Origin of the sequence: Humidesulfovibrio sp. (assembly GCF_035560995.1) — a bacterium.
Lineage (GTDB): Bacteria > Desulfobacterota > Desulfovibrionia > Desulfovibrionales > Desulfovibrionaceae > Humidesulfovibrio.
The window spans coordinates 1-22800 of sequence record NZ_DATMYK010000041.1 but is presented as its reverse complement, the minus strand read 5'-3'; the positions used below and the strand labels follow the sequence as shown (position 1 = coordinate 22800).

22 protein-coding genes are annotated in these 22800 nt (G+C 66.5%); 14 read left to right on the top strand and 8 right to left on the bottom strand.

The features are described from left to right. Window positions 1-1182, top strand: a 1182-nt coding sequence (gene glmS, locus VN419_RS01390) for a glutamine--fructose-6-phosphate transaminase (isomerizing) (RefSeq protein ID WP_325643655.1), incomplete at its 5' end; no start/stop codon positions are given. 71 nt (window positions 1183-1253) lie between these two features. Continuing rightward, the gene (locus VN419_RS01385; RefSeq protein ID WP_325643652.1) at window positions 1254-2705 is read left to right on the top strand and encodes a sensor domain-containing diguanylate cyclase; all 1452 of its coding nucleotides are present in this window, start codon (window positions 1254-1256) and stop codon (window positions 2703-2705) included. 6 nt (window positions 2706-2711) lie between these two features. Here the strand turns inward: VN419_RS01385 and pabB are convergent, their stop codons facing one another. The 3 genes from pabB to rpmB form a co-directional block, all read right to left on the bottom strand. Continuing rightward, entirely contained in the window at window positions 2712-4523 is a 1812-nt protein-coding gene (gene pabB / locus VN419_RS01380; protein WP_325643650.1) for an aminodeoxychorismate synthase component I, read from the bottom strand. Window positions 4524-4532: 9 nt separating this feature from the next. Further along, window positions 4533-5660: a C-GCAxxG-C-C family (seleno)protein gene (locus VN419_RS01375; RefSeq protein WP_325643648.1), complete on the bottom strand. Its 1128-nt coding sequence runs from the start codon at window positions 5658-5660 to the stop codon at window positions 4533-4535. A gap of 280 nt (window positions 5661-5940) precedes the next feature. Continuing rightward, complete coding sequence (gene rpmB, locus VN419_RS01370; protein ID WP_325643646.1) at window positions 5941-6156, bottom strand: 50S ribosomal protein L28; 216 nt, start codon at window positions 6154-6156, stop codon at window positions 5941-5943. 177 nt (window positions 6157-6333) lie between these two features. On the opposite strand from rpmB, the gene VN419_RS01365 reads away from it, so the two are divergent. The 11 genes from VN419_RS01365 (at window position 6334) to VN419_RS01315 (ending at window position 15310) form a co-directional block, all read left to right on the top strand. Beyond that, window positions 6334-6855 (top strand): DUF177 domain-containing protein, encoded by a 522-nt coding sequence (locus tag VN419_RS01365; protein WP_325643644.1) that lies wholly within the window; start codon window positions 6334-6336, stop codon window positions 6853-6855. 57 nt (window positions 6856-6912) lie between these two features. Continuing rightward, on the top strand, window positions 6913-7092 hold the full coding sequence (gene rpmF / locus VN419_RS01360; RefSeq protein ID WP_325643642.1) for a 50S ribosomal protein L32: 180 nt from the start codon (window positions 6913-6915) through the stop codon (window positions 7090-7092). Continuing rightward, the gene (gene plsX / locus VN419_RS01355) at window positions 7085-8122 is read left to right on the top strand and encodes a phosphate acyltransferase PlsX (RefSeq protein WP_325643640.1); all 1038 of its coding nucleotides are present in this window, start codon (window positions 7085-7087) and stop codon (window positions 8120-8122) included. Before rpmF ends, plsX begins: the two co-directional genes overlap by 8 nt. Before the next feature lie 85 nt (window positions 8123-8207). Further along, window positions 8208-9200, top strand: coding sequence for a beta-ketoacyl-ACP synthase III (locus VN419_RS01350; protein WP_325643638.1), 993 nt, complete (start codon window positions 8208-8210; stop codon window positions 9198-9200). Between the two features lie 92 nt (window positions 9201-9292). Next, window positions 9293-10036 carry a 3-oxoacyl-[acyl-carrier-protein] reductase gene (fabG, locus tag VN419_RS01345; RefSeq protein WP_325643636.1) on the top strand — a complete coding sequence of 248 codons (744 nt, stop codon included), beginning with the start codon at window positions 9293-9295 and terminating at the stop codon, window positions 10034-10036. A 37-nt stretch (window positions 10037-10073) separates the two neighbouring features. Next, complete coding sequence (gene acpP, locus VN419_RS01340; protein WP_325643634.1) at window positions 10074-10304, top strand: acyl carrier protein; 231 nt, start codon at window positions 10074-10076, stop codon at window positions 10302-10304. Between the two features lie 115 nt (window positions 10305-10419). After that, on the top strand, window positions 10420-11658 hold the full coding sequence (gene fabF, locus VN419_RS01335) for a beta-ketoacyl-ACP synthase II (protein WP_325643632.1): 1239 nt from the start codon (window positions 10420-10422) through the stop codon (window positions 11656-11658). 54 nt (window positions 11659-11712) lie between these two features. Beyond that, window positions 11713-12951: a serine hydroxymethyltransferase gene (glyA, locus tag VN419_RS01330; protein ID WP_325643628.1), complete on the top strand. Its 1239-nt coding sequence runs from the start codon at window positions 11713-11715 to the stop codon at window positions 12949-12951. 82 nt (window positions 12952-13033) lie between these two features. Beyond that, window positions 13034-13498, top strand: a complete 465-nt coding sequence (locus tag VN419_RS01325) for a cytidine/deoxycytidylate deaminase family protein (protein WP_325643626.1) — start codon at window positions 13034-13036, stop codon at window positions 13496-13498. Then, window positions 13464-14636 (top strand): bifunctional diaminohydroxyphosphoribosylaminopyrimidine deaminase/5-amino-6-(5-phosphoribosylamino)uracil reductase RibD, encoded by a 1173-nt coding sequence (gene ribD / locus VN419_RS01320; protein WP_325643624.1) that lies wholly within the window; start codon window positions 13464-13466, stop codon window positions 14634-14636. The genes VN419_RS01325 and ribD overlap by 35 nt, the downstream gene beginning before the upstream one ends. A gap of 11 nt (window positions 14637-14647) precedes the next feature. Further along, window positions 14648-15310: a riboflavin synthase gene (locus VN419_RS01315; RefSeq protein WP_325643622.1), complete on the top strand. Its 663-nt coding sequence runs from the start codon at window positions 14648-14650 to the stop codon at window positions 15308-15310. Between the two features lie 83 nt (window positions 15311-15393). Here the strand turns inward: VN419_RS01315 and ilvN are convergent, their stop codons facing one another. From ilvN to VN419_RS01290, 5 genes are all read right to left on the bottom strand, one after another. Further along, entirely contained in the window at window positions 15394-15723 is a 330-nt protein-coding gene (ilvN, locus tag VN419_RS01310) for an acetolactate synthase small subunit (RefSeq protein ID WP_325643620.1), read from the bottom strand. After that, the gene (ilvB, locus tag VN419_RS01305) at window positions 15716-17515 is read right to left on the bottom strand and encodes an acetolactate synthase large subunit (RefSeq protein ID WP_325643618.1); all 1800 of its coding nucleotides are present in this window, start codon (window positions 17513-17515) and stop codon (window positions 15716-15718) included. Before ilvB ends, ilvN begins: the two co-directional genes overlap by 8 nt. A 363-nt stretch (window positions 17516-17878) precedes the next feature. After that, complete coding sequence (locus VN419_RS01300) at window positions 17879-18835, bottom strand: chemotaxis protein (protein ID WP_325643616.1); 957 nt, start codon at window positions 18833-18835, stop codon at window positions 17879-17881. 82 nt (window positions 18836-18917) lie between these two features. Next, complete coding sequence (locus VN419_RS01295; protein WP_325643614.1) at window positions 18918-20012, bottom strand: N-acetylneuraminate synthase family protein; 1095 nt, start codon at window positions 20010-20012, stop codon at window positions 18918-18920. 2 nt (window positions 20013-20014) lie between these two features. After that, window positions 20015-20629, bottom strand: a complete 615-nt coding sequence (locus tag VN419_RS01290; protein WP_325643612.1) for a winged helix-turn-helix transcriptional regulator — start codon at window positions 20627-20629, stop codon at window positions 20015-20017. A gap of 432 nt (window positions 20630-21061) precedes the next feature. Here VN419_RS01290 and VN419_RS01285 point away from each other — a divergent pair, with 432 nt between their 5' ends. Continuing rightward, window positions 21062-22789 (top strand): long-chain fatty acid--CoA ligase, encoded by a 1728-nt coding sequence (locus VN419_RS01285; RefSeq protein ID WP_325643610.1) that lies wholly within the window; start codon window positions 21062-21064, stop codon window positions 22787-22789. Window positions 22790-22800: the final 11 nt, after the last annotated feature.

The following is a 22800-nucleotide window of genomic DNA, read 5'->3' as shown; positions in this document are numbered from 1 at the left end:
GTGAAGATCACCGCCAGTTCCTGGGAGGTCATGGAGACCGCCAGCCTCGCGCCCATCGAAAAAAAGGTCAGCCACATCAACTGGGACGTGCAGGCCGCCGAGAAGGGCGGGTACAAGCACTTCATGTTGAAGGAGATCTTCGAGCAGCCCAAGGTCATCCGCGACTGCCTCTTGGGCCGCATCGACCAGCAGAGCTGCCAGGTGCGCCTGCCGGAGCTGGACCAGCTGCCCGTGCCGGAACGCCTGCACATCGTGGCCTGCGGCACCAGCTACCATGCCGGCTTGTGGGGCATGTACCTGCTGGAGAAATACGCGGGCATTCCCGTGCAGGTGGAGATCGCCTCCGAGTTCCGCTACCGCGACCCCATCCTGCCCAAGAACGGCGTGGTGCTGGCCATCAGCCAAAGCGGCGAGACCATGGACACCATGGCCGGCATCAAGCTGGCCAAAAGCCGCGGCCTGCCGGTCATCGGCCTGTGCAACGTGGTGGGCTCCAGCATCTCGCGCGAGGCCGACTACGTGGTGTACAGCCAGGCCGGACCGGAAATCAGCGTGGCCTCCACCAAGGCCATGTGCAGCCAGCTGGCCGCCCTGCTGCTTTTGACCCTGTACTGGGGCCGCCGCTCCGGCCGCATGGGCGAGGACGCCTGCGCCCAGATGCTGCGCGAACTGCAAGCCATGCCCCAGGTGCTGGAGACGGCCCTGCCTGGGCTTCGCACCACGGCCCAGCGCCTTTCGCGCCACTACGCGGAGGCCACGAGCTTCCTGTACCTGGGCAGGGGCCCCAGCTTCCCCCTGGCTCTGGAAGGCGCGCTCAAACTGAAGGAAATAAGCTACATCCACGCCGAGGGCTACGCCGCAGGCGAGATGAAGCACGGCCCCATCGCCCTCATCGACCCGCACTTCCCCACCTTCGCCATCGCTTTGGACGACGAGTTCTTCCCCAAGGTGAAGTCCAATCTGGTGGAGGTGCAGGCCCGCGCGGGCGAGATCGTGGCCCTGACCAACGAGGGCCTGGAGCTCGACGTGGAGCAGCCCTGGGTGCTGCCCAGGGCCACAGGGCCGCTCTCGGCCTTTGTGATTCTGCCCGCGTTGCAGCTTTTCGCCTATGAAATGGCCGACTATCTTGGCAAGGACGTGGACCAGCCGCGCAACCTGGCCAAGAGCGTCACAGTGGAATAACAACGCCGCCGGAGGGGGCCGCCGCGCACAGACGGCCCCCCTCCGGGACAGGCGGATGAGCGGGATCCCCCATGTCGCGAATCGCCCTGCCCCGCAAACGCCCGGTCCTGCTGCTTGTAACGCTGTTCCTGGTGCTCGGCTTCCTGGGCACCACCATCGTCAGCTATCAGGTCTCGCGCAAAGCCATCCGCGACTCCATCCTGACCCAGGAGCTGCCGCTGACCTCGGACAACGTGTACTCCGAGATCCTGAAGGACCTGGTGCGCCCGGTGTTCGTGGCCTCCATGATGGCCAACGACACCTTCCTGCGCGACTGGACCCTGAACGGCGAACGCGACACCACCCAGCTCACGCGCTACCTGCGCGAGGTCATGGGCAAGTACAGCGCGTTCACCAGCTTTTTCATCTCTGAAAAAACGCGCAACTACTACCACCCCTCAGGCGTGCTCAAGCAGGTGAGCGAGCTGGAGAACCGCGACGCCTGGTACTACCGCGTGCGCGCCATGCACGAGCCCTACGAGATCAACGTGGACCCGGACATGGCCAACCGCGACCTCCTGACCATCTTCATCAATTACAAGGTGCAGGACTTCCACGGCAACTTCATCGGCGCGGCCGGGGTGGGCCTCACGGTGGAGGCCGTGCGTTCGGCCATCACCCACTACCAGGAGCGTTTCGACCGGCGCATCTCCTTCGTGGACATGCAGGGACGCATCCTGCTCGCGGGCGACCGCACGCGTCAGAAGGAAACCAACATCCACTTCATCGAAGGTCTGCGCGACATCGCCCCGAACATCCTGAGCGTCAAGACCGGCTCCTACGAGTATGAGCAGGACGGCAGAACACACCTGCTGAACGTGCGCTACATCCCGGAGCTCAAGTGGTTCCTGTTCGTGGAAAAGCCGGAAGACGGCGCGCTGGCGGGCATCCGCCGCACCTTGTACGTGAACATCGCCGTGTGTCTGGCCGTCACCATGCTCGTGGTGTTCATCACCGGCATGTCGCTTTCGCGCTACCAGCGCCGCGTGGAGGAAATGGCCACCACGGACAAGCTGACCGGGCTCTTGAACCGCCAGACTCTGGACGTGCTGTTCCAGCAGGCCATCAGCCTGGCCCGGCGCGCCAACGAGCCCCTGGCCGTGGTGCTGACGGACCTGGACCACTTCAAGGCCGTGAACGACCACTTCGGCCACCTGGCGGGCGATGCGGTGCTGCGCTGCACCGCCGCCACCCTGCGCAAGCACCTGCGCGCCTCGGACACGGTGTGCCGCTGGGGCGGCGAGGAATTCCTGATGATCCTCAAGAACTGCGACGCCGAGGCGGGCGCGTCCCTGGCCGAAAAGCTGCGCGCGGCCCTGATCGCGGACCCGGAGCTTGCGGCCCAGGTGCCGGGAGGCATCACGGCCAGCTTCGGCGTGTCGCAATACGTGGAGGGCGAATCCGTGGAGAGTCTTGTGGGCCGCGCGGACAGGGCGCTCTATGCGGCCAAGCTGGGCGGCCGCAACCAGGTGCAGACGGCCTAAGGCGGCCTAGCCTCCGGGCGTGCCCGCGACGGGCGCAAGCTCGCAGCGCATCCACCAGCGCACGGCGTTCACCAGCCATACGCGCCTGGCCCGCAGCACATCGGCGGGCAGAATCACCCGTTCGCACACGATCCCCCGCTCAAGAAGACACTGACGGAACACGCCGGGCAGAAGCCCGCTGGAAAGCGGCGGCGTCACCAGCTCCCCGTCCAGCTCAAGCACCAGCGAAGCCCGCGTGGACTCCGTCACCTCGCCGCGTTCGTTCACCAAGAGCGCGTCGTCGCAGCCGGGGCAGGCGGCCAGGGCGGCCTCGTACACGGCCCGGCGCGTGGTCTTGTGGGCCAGCAGTTCGCCCGACACGCCCAGTGGCGCGTTTACGGGCGCGGGCGCAAAGCCCAGGCGCACCCGCATGCGCCCCCGGGCGATGGGCGCGGCCTCGGCCCGCAGGCCGCCATCGCGCGCAAGCAGCAGCCGGACCTTATGGCGGCCTTCGGGATTGTTCCGGGCCAGTTGCTCCAGGGCCTGCAACACCGCCACCCCGTCCGCGGGGAAGCCGAAATGCTCCGCCGAGCGCCCCAGCCTGTCCAGATGCCCGTCCAGCAGCGGGAGCCGCCCGTTCAGCAGCAGCATGGATTCAAGCAGCTCGAAGTCTTCCTCCGGCGGGATGAGAAAGCGCATCTTGGCCTGGATTTCCGCGTACTCCGAGGCCAGGGTGGAATCAAAGGTCACGCCCCCGCCAACGCCGAAGCGCGCCAGGGCCGTGTCCGTGTCCAGGCAAACGGTGCGGATGGGCACGCTGAAGGCGGCGCGCAGAGCAGCGCCGGAAGAGGGCTCCAACAGGCCGATGGCCCCGCAGTAGAGCCCGCGCGGGTGCGGCTCCAGCTCTTGGATGAGTCGCATGGTGCGCACCTTGGGCGCGCCGGTGACGGACCCGCAGGGAAACAACGCGGCCAGCGTCTCCAGGAGTGAAACGCCGGGCCGCAGCTCGGCGCGCACGTCCGAGGTCATCTGGTACACCGTGGGGTAGGCCTCCACGTGGAAGAGCCGTGGCACGCGCACGCTGCCCGCCTTGGCCACGCGGCCCAGGTCGCTGCGCAGCAGGTCCACGATCATGACGTTCTCGGCCCGGTTCTTGGGGCAGGCGGCGAGTTCCGCGCGCCGGGCGCGGTCGTCCTGCGGCGCGGCCCCGCGCGCGGCGGTGCCTTTCATGGGCCGCGCCAGCACGCCGCCCTGGCCGTCCAGGCGGAAGAACAGCTCCGGCGAGAAGGACAAGGCCCGGTGCCGCCCCAGGTCGAGAAAGGCGCAGAACCCGGCGCTCTGCTCACGCGCCAGCCGCGCGAACCAGGCCTCGGCATCTGCGTTGAAATCGCACTCGAAGGGAATGGTGTAGTTAGCTTGATAGGTCTCGCCCTCGGCCAGCCATTCGTGCAGGCGGGCAAAACGCCGGGCGTAGTCAGCCGGGGGCACCAGGGCCCGCCAGGGTCCGGGGGCGCTGCACTGGGATGGCGCAGGCTCCGATGATTCCGGGAGGGGCAATTCGGGCAAGGGCGCGGCGTGGCTGGCGGTAAAGGCCAGGGGCAGGCCCAGCTGGGGCGCATGCGCGGCCAGGGCGTCGTCAAAGGCGGGCGCGGCCTCAAAAGCCAGGGCCAGCACCACCCAGCGTCCGGCGCGGGCCTGGGCTTCGGCCCAGGCGACCACGGCCGCGACTTCCCCCATGCTCCAGGCCTGGCGGGTTTCCGAGGCTTCGCCAAAGGCCAGGCTGCGGCCCCAGCCGCTTCCGTCCGGGCTGGCGTCGAGGAATCGGGCGCTCACAACCATGGCTGGCGGCTACCTGTCCTGCAGGATGCGCACGACCTGCGCCGCCGCCTGCTCAACAACATCAAGGCAGCGCGCCTTGCCTCCGCCGGGGCCGAAGTTCTTGCGCCCCTCGTCCGTGCCCAGGTGGAAGCCGCACACTTTGGTGCAGGCAAGGGACCCGAAGCGCCCAAGAAAAAACTCCTGATACTCCTGCACGGGCACGTAGGTCTCGTCCAGATCGTCGGCCCCACTCTCCCGTCCCAGGGCCAGGCCCAGAGCCATGACGCCCCCGCTGAAGGCCCCGCAGGCGCCATCGGTGCGGGAAAGCCCGCTGCAAAAGCCCGTGGCCACGCGGGGGATGAGCGGCGAGGCCACGCCCAGGCCCTCGGCCACGGCCAGCAGCACGGACTCCGCGCAGAGCAGCGCGGGCTGCGCGCCGAAGCACTCCCTGGCGCGCGCGCCCACGGCCAGCGGGTCCGCGTCCGCCGGGCGGATGGCGAGCACCGGCTTCCTGCCGCTGGCGGCGAAGATGGAGATGTCCGCCTTGTCGCCGCCGTCGCAGGAGCCTGACTGTGACGTGGCGCAGCAGCGCTCACCGCAGCAGTCCACGCGCACGCGCTGCAAACCGGCCGCGGCCAGCCAGCCGGCAACGTCATCGCGCCGGAAGCCGGGCCAGCGGTCGTGGTGCTCCACCAGAAGAAAGTCATGGGCGTGCAGGTCCAGGTCGGTGAGGACCAGCCGCCCGCCGGGCCGCAGGATGCGCGTCATCTCGGCAATGGCTTTGGCCGGGTCGTCCACGTGGTGCAGGAACATGTTGGCGAAGACGTAGTCCACCGAGGCGTCCGGCAGGGGCAGGCGTTCGGCCTGGCCCTCCAGTGCGGTGAGCCGCCCGGCCGCGGCCTGGGACGCGAACGCGGTGCGCAGCTCGGCCAGCATGGCTGCGGACTGGTCCACGGCAAAGACCGCGAGCCCGGCCTGAAGCAGGGCCCGGGTGACGAAGCCCGTGCCTGCGCCCAGGTCGGCGGCGGTTTTGCCCTGGCCTGCCGCGCCTATTCCGGCGATCTCCAGAGCCTTCTCGCGCACGGCATCCGGGAAGAACCCGGCGCGCAGCTCGTCCCACTGTCCGGCCACCATGGCGAAATAATCCTTGCTCGACATGCGCCCTCCCGGCGTCTCAACGGCCGGGAGCATCCGGGCCGCGCGGAGCGAATGTGCCAAAAGCCCGCCCGGCAGTCCAATGGGAATGCCTGAAGCGGGCGTTCAACTTTGCTGATGAGTGGGCGGAAAGCGGCCATCCAGGACAGGGCGCGCCGACGCTCCGGGTGGGCGATGGCGAGCGGCTCCGAAAGGGCTGGCCTTGACGGGCGGGCCGAAAAAAGGGCACGAAAAAAGCCCCGGCAAGCCGGGGCTCTCTCGTCAAGCTAGGACCGAGGCGGTATTAGGCCGCGATCACGGGGCGCACGGCGGGCTTCACCACCGAGCCGCTGCGGATGCAACGGGTGCAGGCGCGGACGTATTTGACTTCGCCAGAGGGAAGAACGGTCTTGGTGCGCTGCAGGTTGGGCAGGAAACGGCGCCGGGTACGGTTGTTGGCGTGGCTCACGTTGTTGCCGGAGCTGGGGTGCTTGCCGCAAATATCGCACGTCTTGGACATATTGGAATCCTCCTGAAACATTCTCTGTGCTCGTATGCGGCCAGCGCCGCTGAAAGCTGAAACCGGGCTCCCGGCCTCAAGGAAGAGGACTTTTAGCCCCGGACCGGGAAAAACGCAAGTGCTTTTTTCTTGACAAACAAAAAGCCGCCCGTATAGGTATGCGGCCTGCGAGGCAGCATGACCGAACTCTGGATTTCCCTGCAAGACATCCCGGCAGAAGGCCGGGAGTTTCATTTCACGGACCAGTCCCTGTGGACCGGCCCCATGGATGAGTTCCGCGTGCCCGCCAAGGTGGGCCGGGAGTTCGAGGCCAGGATGCTCATCGTGCCCCAGGACGACGGCTTCCTGATCAGCGGCGAATTCTCCGGCTCCGTGCGCGTGCCCTGCGGCCGCTGCATCGAGGACTTCGAACTGCCCGTGGAGGGCGACTTCGACAACTTTGAGGAGCCGGCCCGTGAGGGCGAGGAGCTGGAGGACGAAAGCCGCCTGCGCATGAACGCGGGCCAGCCCGAGTTCGACGCCGCGGGTTTCTTGTGGGAGCAATTCCTGCTGGCCCTGCCGGAAGCCCCCTTGTGTTCCGAGGACTGCAAGGGCCTGTGCCCCAAGTGCGGCATCAACAGGAATCAGGGCTCCTGCGCCTGCGTCCCCGATGAGGGCGATCCAAGGCTTGCGGTCCTGCGCAACTTGAAGTTATCATAACCAGAACGCGCCCCCGGTCCCCCGGATCGCGTCCTAATAAGAAGAAGGAGTGCCATCATGGCCTTACCCAAGAAAAAGACTTCCAAGTCCCGCAAGAACATGCGCCGCTCCCACGACCACGTGGACACCCCCAATGTCGTGCTGTGCAAGTGCGGCGAGCCCGTGCTTTCCCACCGCGCCTGCTCCGCGTGCGGCAACTACAAGGACCGCCAGGCCCTGACGCCCGCGAATGCTTGAGAAAGCGCCCCGCATAGCCGTTGACGCCATGGGGGGCGACATTGGCCCCCGTGTCAACGTCCCTGCCGCCGTGCAGGCCGCCCGCGAAGGCATCCACATCACCCTGGTGGGCGATGAGGAAGCGCTTCGCGGCGAGCTTGCGCGCATTGAAGGCGCAGACCAGCTGCCCATAACCGTCCACCACGCCTCCCAGGTGGTGGGCATGGACGAGAAGCCCTCGGACGCGCTCAGGCGCAAGAAGGATTCCTCCATCCAGGTGGCCTGCCAGCTGGTGAAGGACGGCCAGGCCGACGGCGTGGTCAGCGCGGGCAATTCCGGGGCCTCCGTGGCCTGCGGCATGTTCGTGCTCGGCCGCATCAAAGGCGTGGAGCGCCCGGCGCTGGCCAGCATCATGCCGACGGAGAAGGAACCCGTGGTGCTCATCGACGTGGGCGCCAACGTGGATTCCAAGCCCTCGCACCTGGCCCAGTTCGGCATCATGGGCGATGTCCTCGCCCGCGACGTGCTGGGCGTGGACCATCCGCGCGTGGGCCTTCTGTCCATCGGCGAGGAAGAGGGCAAGGGCAATCTCGTGGTGAAGGAGGCCTTCGACCTTCTGAAGCAGACCTCGCTGAACTTCGTGGGCAACGTGGAAGGCCGCGACATCTTCACCGGCGACCTCGACGTGGCCGTATGCGACGGCTTTGTGGGCAACATCTGCCTCAAGCTTTCCGAGGGCCTGGCCAGAAGCTTCGGCCGCGTGCTCAAGCGCGAGCTCAAGCGCCACATGCTCTCGCGCATGGGCGCGGCGCTTTCCATGCGCTCCCTCAAGAACTTCGCCCAGATGATGGACTACGCCGAATACGGCGGCGCGCCGCTTCTGGGGCTCAAGAGCATCCTCATCGTCTGCCACGGGGCCAGCAACGTGAAGGCCGTGACCAACGCCACGCGCATGGCCGCCACCTTTGTGGAAAAGAAGTCCCACGAACACCTGGCCGCGGAGCTCACCGCCCACGCGGAGCTGGGCCAGTTCAGCAGGCACAAGGCCTGACCCGAGTCCGGCTGGTCCCTTCCGGCCGGGTCCATACGCAAACCACGCCGACACTATCGGCACTAGCCCCATACAGAGCATGCCTATGAACACCTCCTGCATCATCCGCGGCATGGGTCATTGTGTGCCGGACAGCGTGCTCACCAACGCCGATTTCGAGCGCATGGTGGAGACCAACGACGAGTGGATCGTCTCCCGCACGGGCATCCGCGAGCGCCACGTGGCCCTGAACGGCGAGACCTGCGTGGACCTGTGCCACGGCGCCTCGGTGGCCGCCCTGGAAAAGGCGGGCATGACCGCGGAGGAGCTGACCCACGTCATCGTGGCCACCTTCTCCCCCGATGCCGTCATTCCTTCCGCCGCCTGCATGCTCTCGCACCGGCTGGGCATTTCCGGGCGCATGTCCATGGACGTCTCCGCCGCCTGCTCCGGCTTTCTGTACGCGCTGGAGACTGCGCGGGCGCTCATCGCCCTGCACCCGCAGGCCAGGGTGCTCGTGGCCGCCTGCGACATCGTCTCCTCCCGCGTGGACTACACCGACCGCGGCACCTGCATCCTTTTCGGCGACGGCGCGGGCGCGGTGGTGCTCACGGCCGATGCGCCGGGCCTCTCCGGTGGCCGCGTGCTCGATGTGCTGGTGGCCTCCGACGGAGCCGTGGGCGACCTTTTGACCGTCAAGGGCGGCGGCTCGGGCACGCCCTACAAGCTGGGCGACACGATCCGCCGCGATTTCTTCGTGGAGATGAACGGCCGCGAGGTGTACAAGCACGCCGTGCGCGCCATGAGCTCCGTTTGCGAGGAACTTCTGACCAGGCACGGGCTGACCAAGGACGACGTGGACGTGCTCATTCCGCACCAGGCCAACCTGCGTATCGTGGAAGCCGTGGGAAAAAGGCTCGACATCCCGGAATCCAAGGTCTTCACCAACCTGCAGAAGTACGGCAACACCTCCGCCGCTTCCGTGCCGCTGGCCCTTTCCGAGGCCGTGGCCGAGGGCTTTGTGAAGCCCGGACACCTGGTGCTTCTGGGCACCTTCGGCGGCGGCTTCACCTGGGGCTCCGCCCTGGTGAAGTTCTAGGACCCCGAAGAGCGGGTTTGCAGTCCGGCTGAAATTCGGGTACTGAAAGAGAAGCACACCGGCCGTGAACCCGGCCGGAAGAGGGGAAGAACATGAGCGACATGCCCAAGGTTGCACTGGTGACCGGCGGTTCGCGCGGCATTGGCCGCGCCTGCGCCGAACGCCTCGCCAAGGACGGCTTCGAGGTCTACCTGACCTATGTGAGCAGGCCCGAAGAGGCCGAGAAGACCGTGGCCGCCATAGCTGAGGCCGGGGGCGAGGCCAAGGCCTTCCGCCTCGACGCCAGCAATCGGCAAGCCGTGTGCGCCTTCTTCACCGAGGAGATCAAGGACAAAGTGAGCCTGGAGGTGCTGGTCAATAACGCCGGCATCACCAAAGACGGCCTCTTGATCCGCATGAAGGACGAGGACTGGGACAAGGTCATCCAGGTGAACCTGACCGGTGCCTTCGCCTGCCTGCGCGAGGCCGCCAAACTCATGGCCAAGCAGCGCTCCGGCCGCATCATCAACATCTCCTCCGTGGTGGGGCAGATGGGCAACGCGGGCCAGGCCAACTACGTGGCCGCCAAGGCGGGCCTCATCGGGCTCACCAAAAGCGCCGCGCGCGAGCTTTCGGGCCGCGGCGTCACCGTCAACGCAGTCACTCCCGGCTTCATCCAGACCGACATGACCTCGGTGCTGCCTGAAGCCATCGTCGCAAAGATGCTTGAGAGCATTCCCCTTGGCCGCCTGGGCGCGCCCGAGGACATCGCCGCCGCCGTCTCGTTCCTTGCGGGACCGGGAGCGGGCTATGTCACCGGACAGGTTCTGGCCGTCAACGGCGGAATGTACATGTAACTGTAACGTCACGTTAAAAACACCTTTTGGAGGGAATATGTCCGTAGCCGAAAAAGTCAAAGGCATTGTGGTCGAGCAGCTGGGCGTGTCCGCCGACGAAGTGAAGCCCGAAGCCTCCTTCGTTGAAGACCTGGGCGCCGACTCCCTGGACCTGACCGAGCTGATCATGGCCATGGAAGAGGCCTTTGACATCGAGATCGACGACGAAGAGGCCCAGAAGATCCTCAAGGTCAAGGACGCCATCGACTACATCGAGAAGCACAAGTAAGACGGCCCTACGGCCTTCCCGCCTTAATTTCCGGAGCGCCCTGCCTGCGTTGGGCTGCGGGGCGCTCCGGCCATTTTCCCCGCACGGGCTGCCCCCGCAAAACGGATACGTCTGCATGAACAGGGTTGTCGTCACGGCTTTGGCCGCCATCACCCCCCTTGGAAACGACCTCGAGTCCAGCTGGGAGAACCTGCTTGCCGGAAAGTCCGGCATCGCAAAAGTCACCACCTTCGACGCGACCGGCCACGACACGCAAATCGCGGGCGAGGTCAAGGGCTTTGATCCGACCAAATACATCAACGCCAAGGCCGCGCGCAGAATGGAGAAGTTCACCCAGTACGCGGTGAGCGCCTCCAAGATGCTCATGGAGCAGGCGGGCTGGACCATTCCGCCCGAGGAAGCACACCGCGCCGGCGTCATCATCGGCGTGGGCCTGGGCGGGCTGGAGGGCATAGAAACCCAGCACCAGAAGCTCATGGAAGCCGGCCCCGGCCGCATCAACCCGTTCTTCATTCCCACCATCATCGCCAACATGGCGGCGGGCATGGTCTCCATCGAGCACGGGGCGCGCGGCGCGAACATCTGCACCACCACGGCCTGCGCCTCCGGCACCCACGCCATCGGCAACGCCTTCTCGGAAATCAAGCTGGGCAGAAACGACGTCATGATCTGCGGCGGCTCGGAGTCCACCATCACGCCCCTGGCCTTTGCCGGGTTCAACGCCATGAAGGCGCTTTCCACCCGCAACGACGACCCCGAACACGCCTCCCGCCCGTTCGACAAGGACCGCGACGGCTTCGTCATCGGCGAGGGCTGCGGGCTCATGCTGCTGGAGAGCCTGGACCACGCGCGCAAGCGCGGCGCCAAGATCCTGGCCGAGGTCGTGGGCGCGGGCGCCAGCGGCGACGCCTACCACATGGCCGCCCCGCCCGAGGACGGTTCCGGCGCGGCCATCGCCATGCGCAAAGCCATCGAGGAAGCGGGCATCGACCCCTCGCAGGTGGACCACATCAACGCGCACGCCACCTCCACCCACCTGGGCGACCTGGGCGAGACGCGGGCCATCAAGACGGTGTTCGGCGCGCATGCCAAAAACATCGCCATCTGCGGGAACAAGGGTCAGATCGGCCACCTGCTGGGCGCTGCCGGCGGCGTTGAGGGCGTGTTCAGCGTCATGGCGCTTGCAACCGGCATCATCCCCGGCACCGTGAATCAGATCATTCCGGACCCGGAGTGCGACCTGGACTACGGCGCGGCTGGCGCAAGGAAGAAGCAGGCCGAATACGCCCTGTCCAACTCCTTCGGCTTCGGCGGCACCAACGGCTGCATGCTTTTCAAGCGTTTCACGGAATAGCCCGCGCGCCAGCGCTCGGCCCCCCGGCATCACTCAAGCCACACGAGGACGCACATGGAAGAACTCTTCATCCAAGACCCGGAAATCGCCGCCGCCATTGCGGGGGAAATCGACCGCCAGGTGGGCGGACTTGAGCTCATCGCCTCGGAGAACTTCGTCTCCACCGCCGTGCGCCAGGCCGCGGGCTGCGTGATGACCAACAAGTACGCCGAGGGCTATCCGGGCAAGCGTTACTACGGCGGCTGCGAGTTCGTGGACCAGGCCGAAGAGCTGGCCATCGACCGCGCCAAGCAGATCTTCGGCGCGGGCTACGCCAACGTGCAGCCCCACTCCGGCTCCCAGGCCAACATGGCCGTGTACTTCGCCGCCTGCAAACCCGGCGATACCGTCCTCGGCATGAACCTCTCCCACGGCGGCCACCTGACCCACGGCAGCCCGGTGAACTTCTCCGGAAAGCTGTTCAACATCGCCTCCTACGGCGTGTCCGAGGACACCCAGACCATCGACTACGATGCCCTGGAAAAGACCGCCAAGGAATGCAAGCCCAAAATGATCGTGGCGGGCGCCAGCGCCTATCCGCGCATCATCGACTTCGCGCGCTTCCGCAAGATCGCCGACGAAGTGGGCGCCACGCTCATGGTCGACATGGCCCACATCGCGGGCCTGGTCGCCGCCGAGCTGCACCCCTCGCCCATCGGCCATGCGCACTACACCACCACCACCACGCACAAGACCCTGCGCGGCCCGCGCGGCGGCATGATCCTGGCGGGCGAGGAAATGGGCAAGACCCTGAACTCGCAGATCTTCCCCGGCATCCAGGGCGGACCGCTGATGCACATCATCGCTGCCAAGGCCGTGGCCTTCGGCGAAGCGCTGCAGCCCGGTTTCAAGCAGTACCAGGAGCAGGTGGTGAAAAACGCCGGCGCCCTGGCGGGCTTCCTGAAGGACGCCGGGTTCGACCTGGTTTCCGGCGGCACGGACAACCACCTCATGCTGGTGGACCTGCGCAGCAAGAAGATCACCGGCAAGGACGCCCAGGCCGCGCTGGAGAAGGCGGGCATCACCGTGAACAAGAACGGCATCCCGTTCGACACCACGCCGCCCACCGTCACTTCCGGCATCCGCATCGGCACCCCGGCCCTCACCACCCGCGGCATGATCGAAGAAGACATGCTGGCCGTGGCCGAGGCCATCACCGCCGCGCTGGAGAACATGGACAACGACTCCGTGCTGGATGAGATCCGCCTTGAGGTGGAGGACTTCGCCCGCGAGTTCCCGCTCTACGCCTGGTAAATCCGCAAGAATGCCGCCCGGACCGAAAGCGTGAAGCCCGGTCCGGGCGGTTTTTTCCCCAAGGCTTCGGGAGGCCCTGCACATGAGCGACCGCGTCCCCTGGCCCATCTACTTCATGCGCATCGCCCACCTGGTGGCGGAACGCTCCACCTGCCTGCGCAGGCGCGTGGGGGCAGTTGCCGTGCGCGACAAGCGCATGATCGCCACCGGCTACAACGGCACGCCCACGGGCGTGGCCCACTGCCGCGAGGTCGGCTGCATCCGCGAACGCATGGGCATCCCCTCGGGCCAGCGGCACGAGCTGTGCCGGGGCCTGCACGCGGAGCAGAACATCATCATCCAGTGCGCGCTGCACGGGCTTTCCCTGGCCGGAGCAGAAATATACTGCACCACCGAGCCCTGCCTCATCTGCACCAAGATGCTCATCAACTGCCAGGTCAAGGCCATCTATTTCGCCGAGTCCTACCCGGACGAACTGGCCAACGCCATGCTCATAGAAGCGGGAGTGGAACATGCCCACATGCCTGGAGACTACTGGGCCTCTTGAGGCCTTCATGCGCCGCGCGGCCGAGCTGGCCCTGCGCGGGCGCGGCGCCACGGCCCCGAACCCCTGCGTGGGCGCGGTGCTGGTCCAAAACGGCCAGGTGGTGGCCGAGGGCTGGCATAAGGCCCACGGCGGCCCCCACGCCGAGGTGAACTGCCTGGCCGACGCGGCCGAGAAAGGCGTGAACCCGGCGGACTGCACCCTGTTCGTGACCCTGGAGCCCTGCAACCACCAGGGCAAGACCCCGCCCTGCACCCAGGCGGTGCTGAAGGCGGGCATCAAACGCGTGGTCGTCGGCTGCGGCGACCCCAACCAGGACGTGACCGGCGGCGGCGTGGAAGCCCTGCGCGCGGCCGGGGTCGAGGTCACCGTCGGCGTCGAGGAAGCCCTCTGCCGCGACCTCATCGACGAGTTCGTGACCTGGAAGACCACGGCCCGCACCTATAACATCCTCAAGATGGCCAGCACCCTGGATGGCAAGATCGCCGCGCGCGGCGGCAGGCCCCAGGCGGTTTCCGGCCCGCAGTCCCAGGCCGACGTGCACCTCCTGCGCTCCCAGGTGCAGGCCGTCATCGTGGGCGGCAACACCTTCTACGGCGACAATCCGCAGCTTACCTGCCGCCTGGAGGAGACGGGCCAGTCCACCCTGCCCGAGGGCTTCTGCCAGCCCCTGGCGGTCATCGTGACCAGCAAGCTGCCCAAGGCCTACTCAAACTATTCCATTTTGCGCCAGCGGCCGCAGCAGGCCGTGTTCTGGACCAGCGAGTACTCGGCCAAGACCCCCCTGGCGGACGAGCTGCGCGAGCGCGGCACGCACATTTGGGGCCTGCCGGAACTGCCGGGAAGCGAAGGGCGCGGACTTGATTTCGCCCCGGCCTTCACGCGGCTGCGCCAGGAGCTCGGCTGCCACCTCACCCTGTGCGAGGGCGGCGGGCACCTGGCCTTAAGCCTGTGCCGCCAGGACCTGGTGGACGAGTTCGTGCTCTACCTGGCCCCGCGCGTGCTGGGCGACGCCGAGGGCAAGAGCCTGTTCGCGGGCGAGGCCGTGCAGACCATGGAGCAGGCCCTGCCCTTCCGCCTGGCGCACTCGTCCTCCTGCGGGGAGGATGTGAAACTCACCTACAAGCCCCGTAGAAAATAGGAGAGCGAGCGATGTTCACCGGACTGGTGCAGGGCATGGGCCGCGTGGAGGCCGTGGAGGCGCGCGGCGCGGAGACGCGGCTGCGCATCCGCGCCCTGTTCGACTTGAAGAATATCGTGCTGGGCGAATCCATCGCGGTGAACGGCGCCTGCCTGACCGTTGAGACGGCGGGCGAAAACTGGTTCACGGCCTACGCCAGCGCGGAAACCCTGCGCCACACCAGCCTGGGCGGCCTCAAGAGCGGCAGCGTGGCCAACCTGGAACGGGCCCTGGCCCTGGGCGACCGCCTGGGCGGGCACCTGGTGAGCGGGCACGTGGACTGCGTGGCGGTGGTCACGGGCGTCGAGCCCGCGGGCGAGAGCCGCGTGTACACCCTGAGCTTCCCGGCGGAGCACGGCGCGTACGTCATCCAGAAGGGCTCGGTGACCCTCGACGGCATCAGCCTGACGGTGAACGCCTGCGGCCCGGACAGCCTCTCCGTGAACATCATCCCCAGCACCCAGCGCGAGACGACCATCTCCGGCTGGACGGCGGGCACGCGCGTGAACATGGAGACCGACCTCATCGGCAAATACGTGCGCAACATGCTGGGCGCGTGGATGGGCTCCGGCAACGCGGAGGCCAAGCCCGCGTCCAAGCTCAGTATGGACTTCCTGCGGGAGAACGGCTTCTAGCCGCCCGCCCAATACGACGCGAAAGGCGCGGCGGAGACATGCTCTCCCCCGCGCCTTTTTCGTCTCGCAGGCGTGGCCGCGGCCTAGGCCGCGCTCTCCGCGCAGGGGCCGGCCGCCTCCCAGCCCTCCATGCAGGCGTCCATGCGCGCCAGGGCCGTGGCGTCGGCCTCGAAGGCCAGCACCTCCAGCACGTCATACAGCTTGCGCACCTGGCGGATCATCTGCTCCAGGCGGTCGTCGCGCTTGACCACCAGCCAGATGCGGCTCGTGGTGCCGTCCTCCTGGGGAGTACACAGAATGCCCTCCACGTTGAAGGCCCGCCGCGCGAAAAGCCCGCACACGTGGGTCATCACGCCGGGGTGGTTGTTCACGGTAAGGCGCAGGGCCATGAGGTTCTGTTCGGTCTTAGGCATGGGTCCGTCCTCCTTTGCTCTCGGTCTTCGGCGCGCAGGACGCCTGTGCGCATGCTGCGGGCGCATCCTCGCAGATCATGTCGGTGTTGGCCGCGCCCGGAGGCACCATGGGGTACACGTTCTCCTGCGCCTGCACGGGCACGCGCACCAGGCAGGGGCCCTCGCACTTCAGGGCGCGCTCCAGGGCCGCCAGGGGATCGCGGCACTCGGAGAGGTCCACGGCGCGCACGCCGAAGCCCTCGGCGATCTTGATGAAGTCCACGTGGTGCCGGTAGCTGGAGGCGAAGATGCGCCGTGCGTAGAACAGGTCCTGCTGCTGCTGCACCAGGCCCAGGCCGCCGTTGTCCGCCAACACGATGGTCACGTTGGCCCCGGTCTCCGCCGCCGTGGCCAGCTCCTGGATGTTCATCTGAAGGCTGCCGTCGCCGCTGAAGCAGACCACGCGACGGCCGGGGTTGGCCAGCGCCGCGCCGATGGCCGTGGGCAGTCCGAAGCCCATGGTGCCGAGCCCCCCTGAGGTCAGCCAGGCGCGGGGCTTCAAGTCCGGGTAGGCCTGGGCCGCGCGCATCTGGTGCTGGCCCACGTCCGTGGCCACGATGGCCCCCTCGCCCCCCCCGGCGTTCAGGATATCGCCGGTGCAGCGCACCAGGCCGTAGGGCGTCAGCGGGCTGCCCAGGCCGGGCAGCTCCTGCGGGTTCTCGGCCTTGCAGGCGGCCACGCGGACAAGCCACTGCGCGCGCGCCGTGCGGGCGGCCTCGGCGTCCACCAGGGGCAAAAGCGCCGCCAGGGCCGCGCCCACGTCAGCCCGGATGCCCAGGTGCGTGGCCTTGAGCTTGTCCAGCTCGCTCTGGTCTATGTCCAGATGAATGAGTTTTGCGCCGGGGCAGAACTGCTCCAGGCGGCCCGTGGCGCGGTCGTCCAGGCGCGCGCCCGCCACCACGAGCAGGTCACACTCGTGCATCAGAATGTTGGCCGCGCGGGTGCCGTGCATGCCCAGCATGCCCAGGTTCAGGCGGTGGGCGTCGGGCAATATCCCTAAGCCCAAGAGCGACATGGTCACGGGCAGGCTGGCGGCCTCGGCAAAGGCGCGCGCGGCCGGGGAAGCGCCGGAGGCGGCCACGCCCCCGCCCAGCATCAGGATGGGTTTGCGGCTTTCGGCCAGCATGCGCGCGGCCTGGAGCAGCGCGTCCTGGTCCGGGGATTCCACCGGGTCCGGACCGCCCGGCTCCGGCCATTGATTCACTGTGATGCGCGCGGTCTGCACGTCCTTGGGGATGTCCACCAGCACGGGCCCTGGCCGCCCGGAAGACGCGATGCGGAAGGCCTCCGGGATCACCCGCAGCAAATCCTCCACGCTGCGCACCAGGAAGTTGTGCTTGGTCACCGGGATGGACATGCCGTAGATGTCCACCTCCTGGAAGGCGTCGGTGCCGATCATGGAGCTTGGCACCTGGCCGGTGATGCAGATGATGGGCACGGAGTCGAGTTTGGCGTCGGCGATGGCTGTGAGGGTGTTGGTGGCGCCGGGGCCGGAGGTGGCGAAGAACACGGCCGGGCTGCCCGTGGTGCGGGCCATGCCCTGGGCCATGAAGCCCGCGCCCTGCTCGTGCCGGGCCAGCACGTGGCGGATGACCGTGCTTTTGGACAGCGCGTCGTACAGCGGCAGGTTGGCCCCGCCGGGAATGCCGGGAATGATGTCCACGCCCTGCCGTTCCAGCAGGCGGATGGTGAGCTCCGCGCCGTTCATGGTCTGGGGCATGGTCATGGGCTGCGTTTTTGGCTTGGCCTGCATGAGACACCTCCTCTCAAGGTGCCCTGCTGGCGCGGTCGGCTGGTGTGCTTGGTTTCCCCCCTGTGCTGGGCCTGCTGGCCCGGGAGAAAAAGAAACCCCCGCCGACTCGCGCCGGCGGGGGTTTGGGTTTGCCTAAGGAAAAACCTGCCCGCTACGACGCGCTGTCGCCTACGATGCCTACTACGACGAGGACGCGAGCGTCTTCGCGCAGGGCCGGGGCGGCTAGGGCCAGGGCGATGGCGGAGGCGGTGCGGTTCATGTCGTTTTGGCTCGCAGGTTGCGGGGTTGTTGACTGTTTTGATGCCTACGCCAAAAACGCGAAAAAGGTCAAGCCCCCCAGGCGCACGGCCTGACGCGAAAAATCTATTTCGCCCGGCGCGCCAGGATCATGTCGCGCACCTGGTTGGTCAGGCCGCCGAACTCCGGCTTGGTGATCTGGGCGTCGGCTCCCACGCTCTCGCCCTTGTGCAGCAGGCCCTTGGAGATGAGCGAGGAGAACAGGATCACCGGCAGCTTGGCCAGTTCCTTGTCGCTCTTGATGTTCTTGGTCAAGGTGTAGCCGTCCATGCGCGGCATTTCCACGTCGGAGACCACGGCATCCAGCAGGCTGGTGATGGGCGCGCCGGTTTTCGCAGCCTCGGCCTTGAGGGCCAGCAAGTGGTTCCAGGCGTCCTCGCCGTTGTTCTTCACATCCACGGTGAATCCCGCGCCCTCGAAATTGCGGCGCAGAAGAAAACGCACCGAGGTGGAGTCATCCACCAGCAGCACATGCAGGGGCGTGTCCATATCCGGCGCAGGGGTGTGCTCCGGCTCCTTGGTGTCCAGGGCGTTCAGCTCCACCAGGGCGCGCTCAAGGTCGAGCAGCAGGGCGAAGTGTTCGCCCAGGCGCACCGTGCCGGTGATGCAGTTGCCGGGCATGTCGGAAAGATATCTGCTGGGCGGCTCCACGTCGCTCCAGCTCACGCGGTGGATCATGGTCACGCCGGAGACGAGGAAGCCCGTGCGCACGCCGTTGAACTCCGTCACCAGGATGGGTTCGTGGCGGTTGGGCACGCGGTCCATGTTCAGCCAGATGGCAAGATCCACCACGGGCAGCACCATGTCGCGCAGGGGAATGACGCCCAGATAGCTCGGATGCTCCGCCGAGGTGGCGGGCTCAAGGGTCGGGGGCGACTCGATGATCTCCAGCACCTTGGCCACGTTGACGCCGAAATAGGCGGGTTCGCCGCCGGCTCCGGTCCCTGTGCCCTCGGTGATGTAGAGCTCGATGATCTCCAGCTCGTTGGTGCCCGTTTCAAGCAGAATGTTGGTCTGGTTCATCTAGGACCCGTCCCTGGTCTGTCTTTTCCCGACGCCTGGGGGCCGCCGCCCGTCGTTCCACGGCCCGCGCGGACCGTGAGTGCTATTTGGAGAGGGAGGCCGCGCTGGCCTGCCGTCCCGCCAGGGCAAGATACTCCCACTGGAGCGGCTCTTCAAGCTTTACGCTGCGCACAAGGGCCGCGCCCAGCACTTCGTCCCAGTGCACCGGGGAAATGCCGTCCAGCGGGCTCCTCGTGGTCAGGTCGGCCGCGGTCAACACGTGCCCGGCGGGCAGATCGCGTGAGAAGACCATGCACTTGCGCAGCTTCTTGGCCGCGGCCTGCTCCTCGGGGAAGACTTTCTTGCCCTTGAGGATCATGCAGGCCTCCACCTCGCGGATCATGCGCACCAGGGTGGCGAGTTCCGCGGGTTCAAGGGAGGCCTTGTGGTCCGTGCCCACCTGGTTCTTGTCGAGCGTGAAGTGGCGTTCCACCACGCAGGCGCCCAGGGCCACGGAAGCCACGCTGGGGGCCAGGCCGCGCTCGTGCCCGGAGTAGCCCACGGGAAGGTTGTAGCGCTCCCGCAGGGAATCCATGACCGGCAGGCCGATCTGTTCCTCCTGGCAGGGGTAGGAGCTATTGCAGTGCAGAAGCACAAGGTTGTCGTGCCGGGCGCGGATGATGTTCACCGCCGTGTCCACTTCCTCCAGGCTGCTCATGCCGGTGGAGAGGATGACGGGCAGGCCGCTTTCGGCCACCTTGCGCACCAGGGGCACGTTGACCACGTCGGCCGAACAGATCTTGATGACCTGCATGCCGAGGCTGAGCATCTCCGTCAGGCTCACCTCGTCCCAGGCGGAGGCGAAGAACACCAGCCCCAGGGACTCGCTCAGCTCCTTCAGCTCGGCCATCTGCTCGACGGAGAGCTCCAGGGCGTTTCTGTGCGCGCCGTAGGTGGGGCCGAAGCTGTTGGCCCCGGTGTAGGGGGCCTCGCGCCCGGCGCGGGTCAAAAGCGATTCCATGTGCCGCTTCTGGAACTTCACGGCCTGGACGCCCGCCTTGGCGGCTTCCTGAACCATCAGCCGGGCCTGGGCCATGTCGCCCTGGTGGTTGTTGCCCACCTCGGCCACGATGAAGCAGGGCTGTCCCTGGCCGATTTTCAGGCCGCCGGGCAGCGTAATGGAGGTGACGTGCGCCATGCTCACAACCTCACGATCTCGAGCCCTCTCTTGGCGGAGACGGGCTGCAGTTGCTGGTGTATTTCGTCCTGGCGGCCGAAGGACGTGATGACCACGGCCTGGCAGTCCACATGCTCTAGCACCAGGGGCGAAGAAATGACGTAGCCGTGGAACAGCGCGCCATGCTTTTCCACATCGTTGTCCACCACGGCCACCACCTGGAAGGCTGTGTCCCGCAGGGCGGAGAGGACCACCTCGCAGGTTTCGGAGGCGCCGAAAAGCGCTATCTTCTTGCGGCCGCGCAGCGCCAGGCTGCTCAGCTTGGAGATGATGAAGTCCTTGATGTTGGTGTACAGGCGGATGGTCTCGCTCGAGTAGTCGCTGAACATCTGCCTGCGGCTTCTCTCGCCGCCGCTCGTCAGCACGTAGCGGTAGCTTTTGCCGTTCACCGGCCGGTACTCGATGAGGTTCTGCTCCTGCAGGAGCTTCAGGTACTGGTTGACCATGGCTCCACTGAGCTTGAGCCGCCGGCCCAGCTCGTACTGGGACAGGGCGGAGTCCTGCGACAGGGAGTCCAGGATGGCCAGCACCCGGGTCTCCTTGCTGGGCTTGATGTATTTTCCTTCTGAAAGCAGCATGTTCATTCACTCTGTGGTTGATGCGTCCGGGAAAATCGCTGCCTGCCAGGGCTCTGGGCGGGCGGAAGGGTCTGCCGCGCCGTGGCCTGATCAAAGCTCATGCAACTTTCGGGCAAGAAACCAGCAAATCATTCACTTGTTCAATAATTTTTTTTAAAAACATGGCCCTTCATTCTTGCTCCACTAGCCCAACAATCAAGGGCCTGTCAAGGTCTGGAGGCGATTGGCCCACCGCCTGCTTCGAAATGCGACACAGGCGGAAAATGGACGAATCGTTCATGGACGCAATGAACCGATCCGTCAAAAAGCCGACCTCCGGCCAAGGATGCTCCCCCTCGCGATGTACCATTCATTTCCCCTTGCCACCTTCATTACGCGCAACTATAGTCCGTCGGCGCTTTTATGCTCCACGATTCTCCACGAGGTTGGACCATGCCCGAGATTGACCGCCCCTGGCTGACGCATTACGACCAAAATGTTCCGAATTCCCCGCAGCTTGCCGTGAAGCCGGTGTTCGAGCTGCTGGATGACGCAGCCAAGCGCTGGCCGGACCGTCCGGCCATCGTGTTTCAGAACACGAGCATCAGCTACTCGAAGCTGCGCAAACTCTCCTCCCTTGTGGCGGCCAACCTGCGCAAGCACGGGCTCAAGCGCGGCGAACGCGTGGCCATCATGCTGCCCAACACCCCGCAGACGGTCATCGCCTACTGGGGCGTGCTGCGCGCGGGAGGCACCGTCGTCTTCACCAACCCGCTGTACATGGAGACGGAGATCGTCCACCAGTTCGCGGATTCCGGCGCGCGCTTCCTCATCACCCTGGACCTCTTGTGGAGCAAGATCGAAGCCCTGCGTCCGCAGCTCAAGATCGAGAAGTATTTCGTCACCTCCATCGCCGATGCCCTGCGCTTCCCGTTGAGCATGCTCTACAAGCTGCGCGCCTGGCGCGAGGGGCAGAACCGCAAGGTGCCCTTTGACGGCAACCAGGTGCACACCTGGTCCTCCCTTCTGGGCGGCATGGCCACCTACACGGCCGATGGGCTCATCCCGGAAAAGGACCTGGCGCTTCTGCAATACACCGGTGGCACCACGGGTCTGGCCAAGGGCTGCATGATCACCCATGCCAACCTGTGCGCCAACGCCATGCAGTGCACGGCCATGCTGCCCGGCATGGGCGAAAACCAGGAGCTCTTCCTCGGCGTATTGCCCTACTTCCACATCTACGGCCTCACCGTGTGCCTGAACCTGTGCACGGCCCTTGGCGCCACGCAGATTCCCTTCCCGCGCTATGTCCCGGGCGACGTCTTGAAGACCATCCACAAGGAACGCCCCACGGTGTTCCCCGGCGCGCCCTCGGTGTACATCTCCCTTTTGCAGCAAAAGAACGTGGGCACCTACGACCTGTCCTCCATCCGCTACTGCGTGTCCGGCTCGGCTCCCATGCCGGTGGAATGGTTCGAACAGTTCAAGAACGCCACGGGCGCGCGCATCTGCGAAGGCTACGGCCTGTCCGAGGCCAGCCCGGTGACGCACATCAACCCGCTGCACGGCGTGGCCAAGCACGGCTCCATCGGCCTGCCCGTGCCCGGCACCGACGCAAAGATTGTGGATATGGACCTGGGCGGCCCGGCCCTGCCGCCGGGCAAGCTGGGCGAACTGGCCGTGCGCGGTCCGCAGGTCATGGCCGGGTACTACAACAAGCCCGACGAGACCGCCGACGTGCTGCGCAACGGCTGGCTCTACACCGGCGACATCGCCTACATGGACGAGGACGGCTACTTCTTCATCGTGGACCGCAAGAAGGACCTCATCATCAGCGCGGGCTACAACATCTACCCGCGCGAGATCGACGAAATCCTGCACCAGCATCCCAAGGTGCAGGAGGCCGTGGCCGTGGGCATTCCCTGCGATGCGCGCGGCGAGGTGGTCAAGGTCTTCGTGGTGCCCAAGGCGGGCGAAAAGCCCACCAAGGCCGAGATCATCGCCTTCTGCCGCCAGAAGCTGGCGGGCTACAAGGTGCCGCGCCACGTGGAGTTCCGCGAAAGCCTGCCCAAGACCATGGTGGGCAAGGTGCTGCGCCGCGCCCTGCGCGCCGAGGAAGCCGAACGGACCAAGGCCTGCGGCGTGGCCCACGTGGTGGACAACACCAGCGCCGAGTCCTAGCCTCTCCCCCC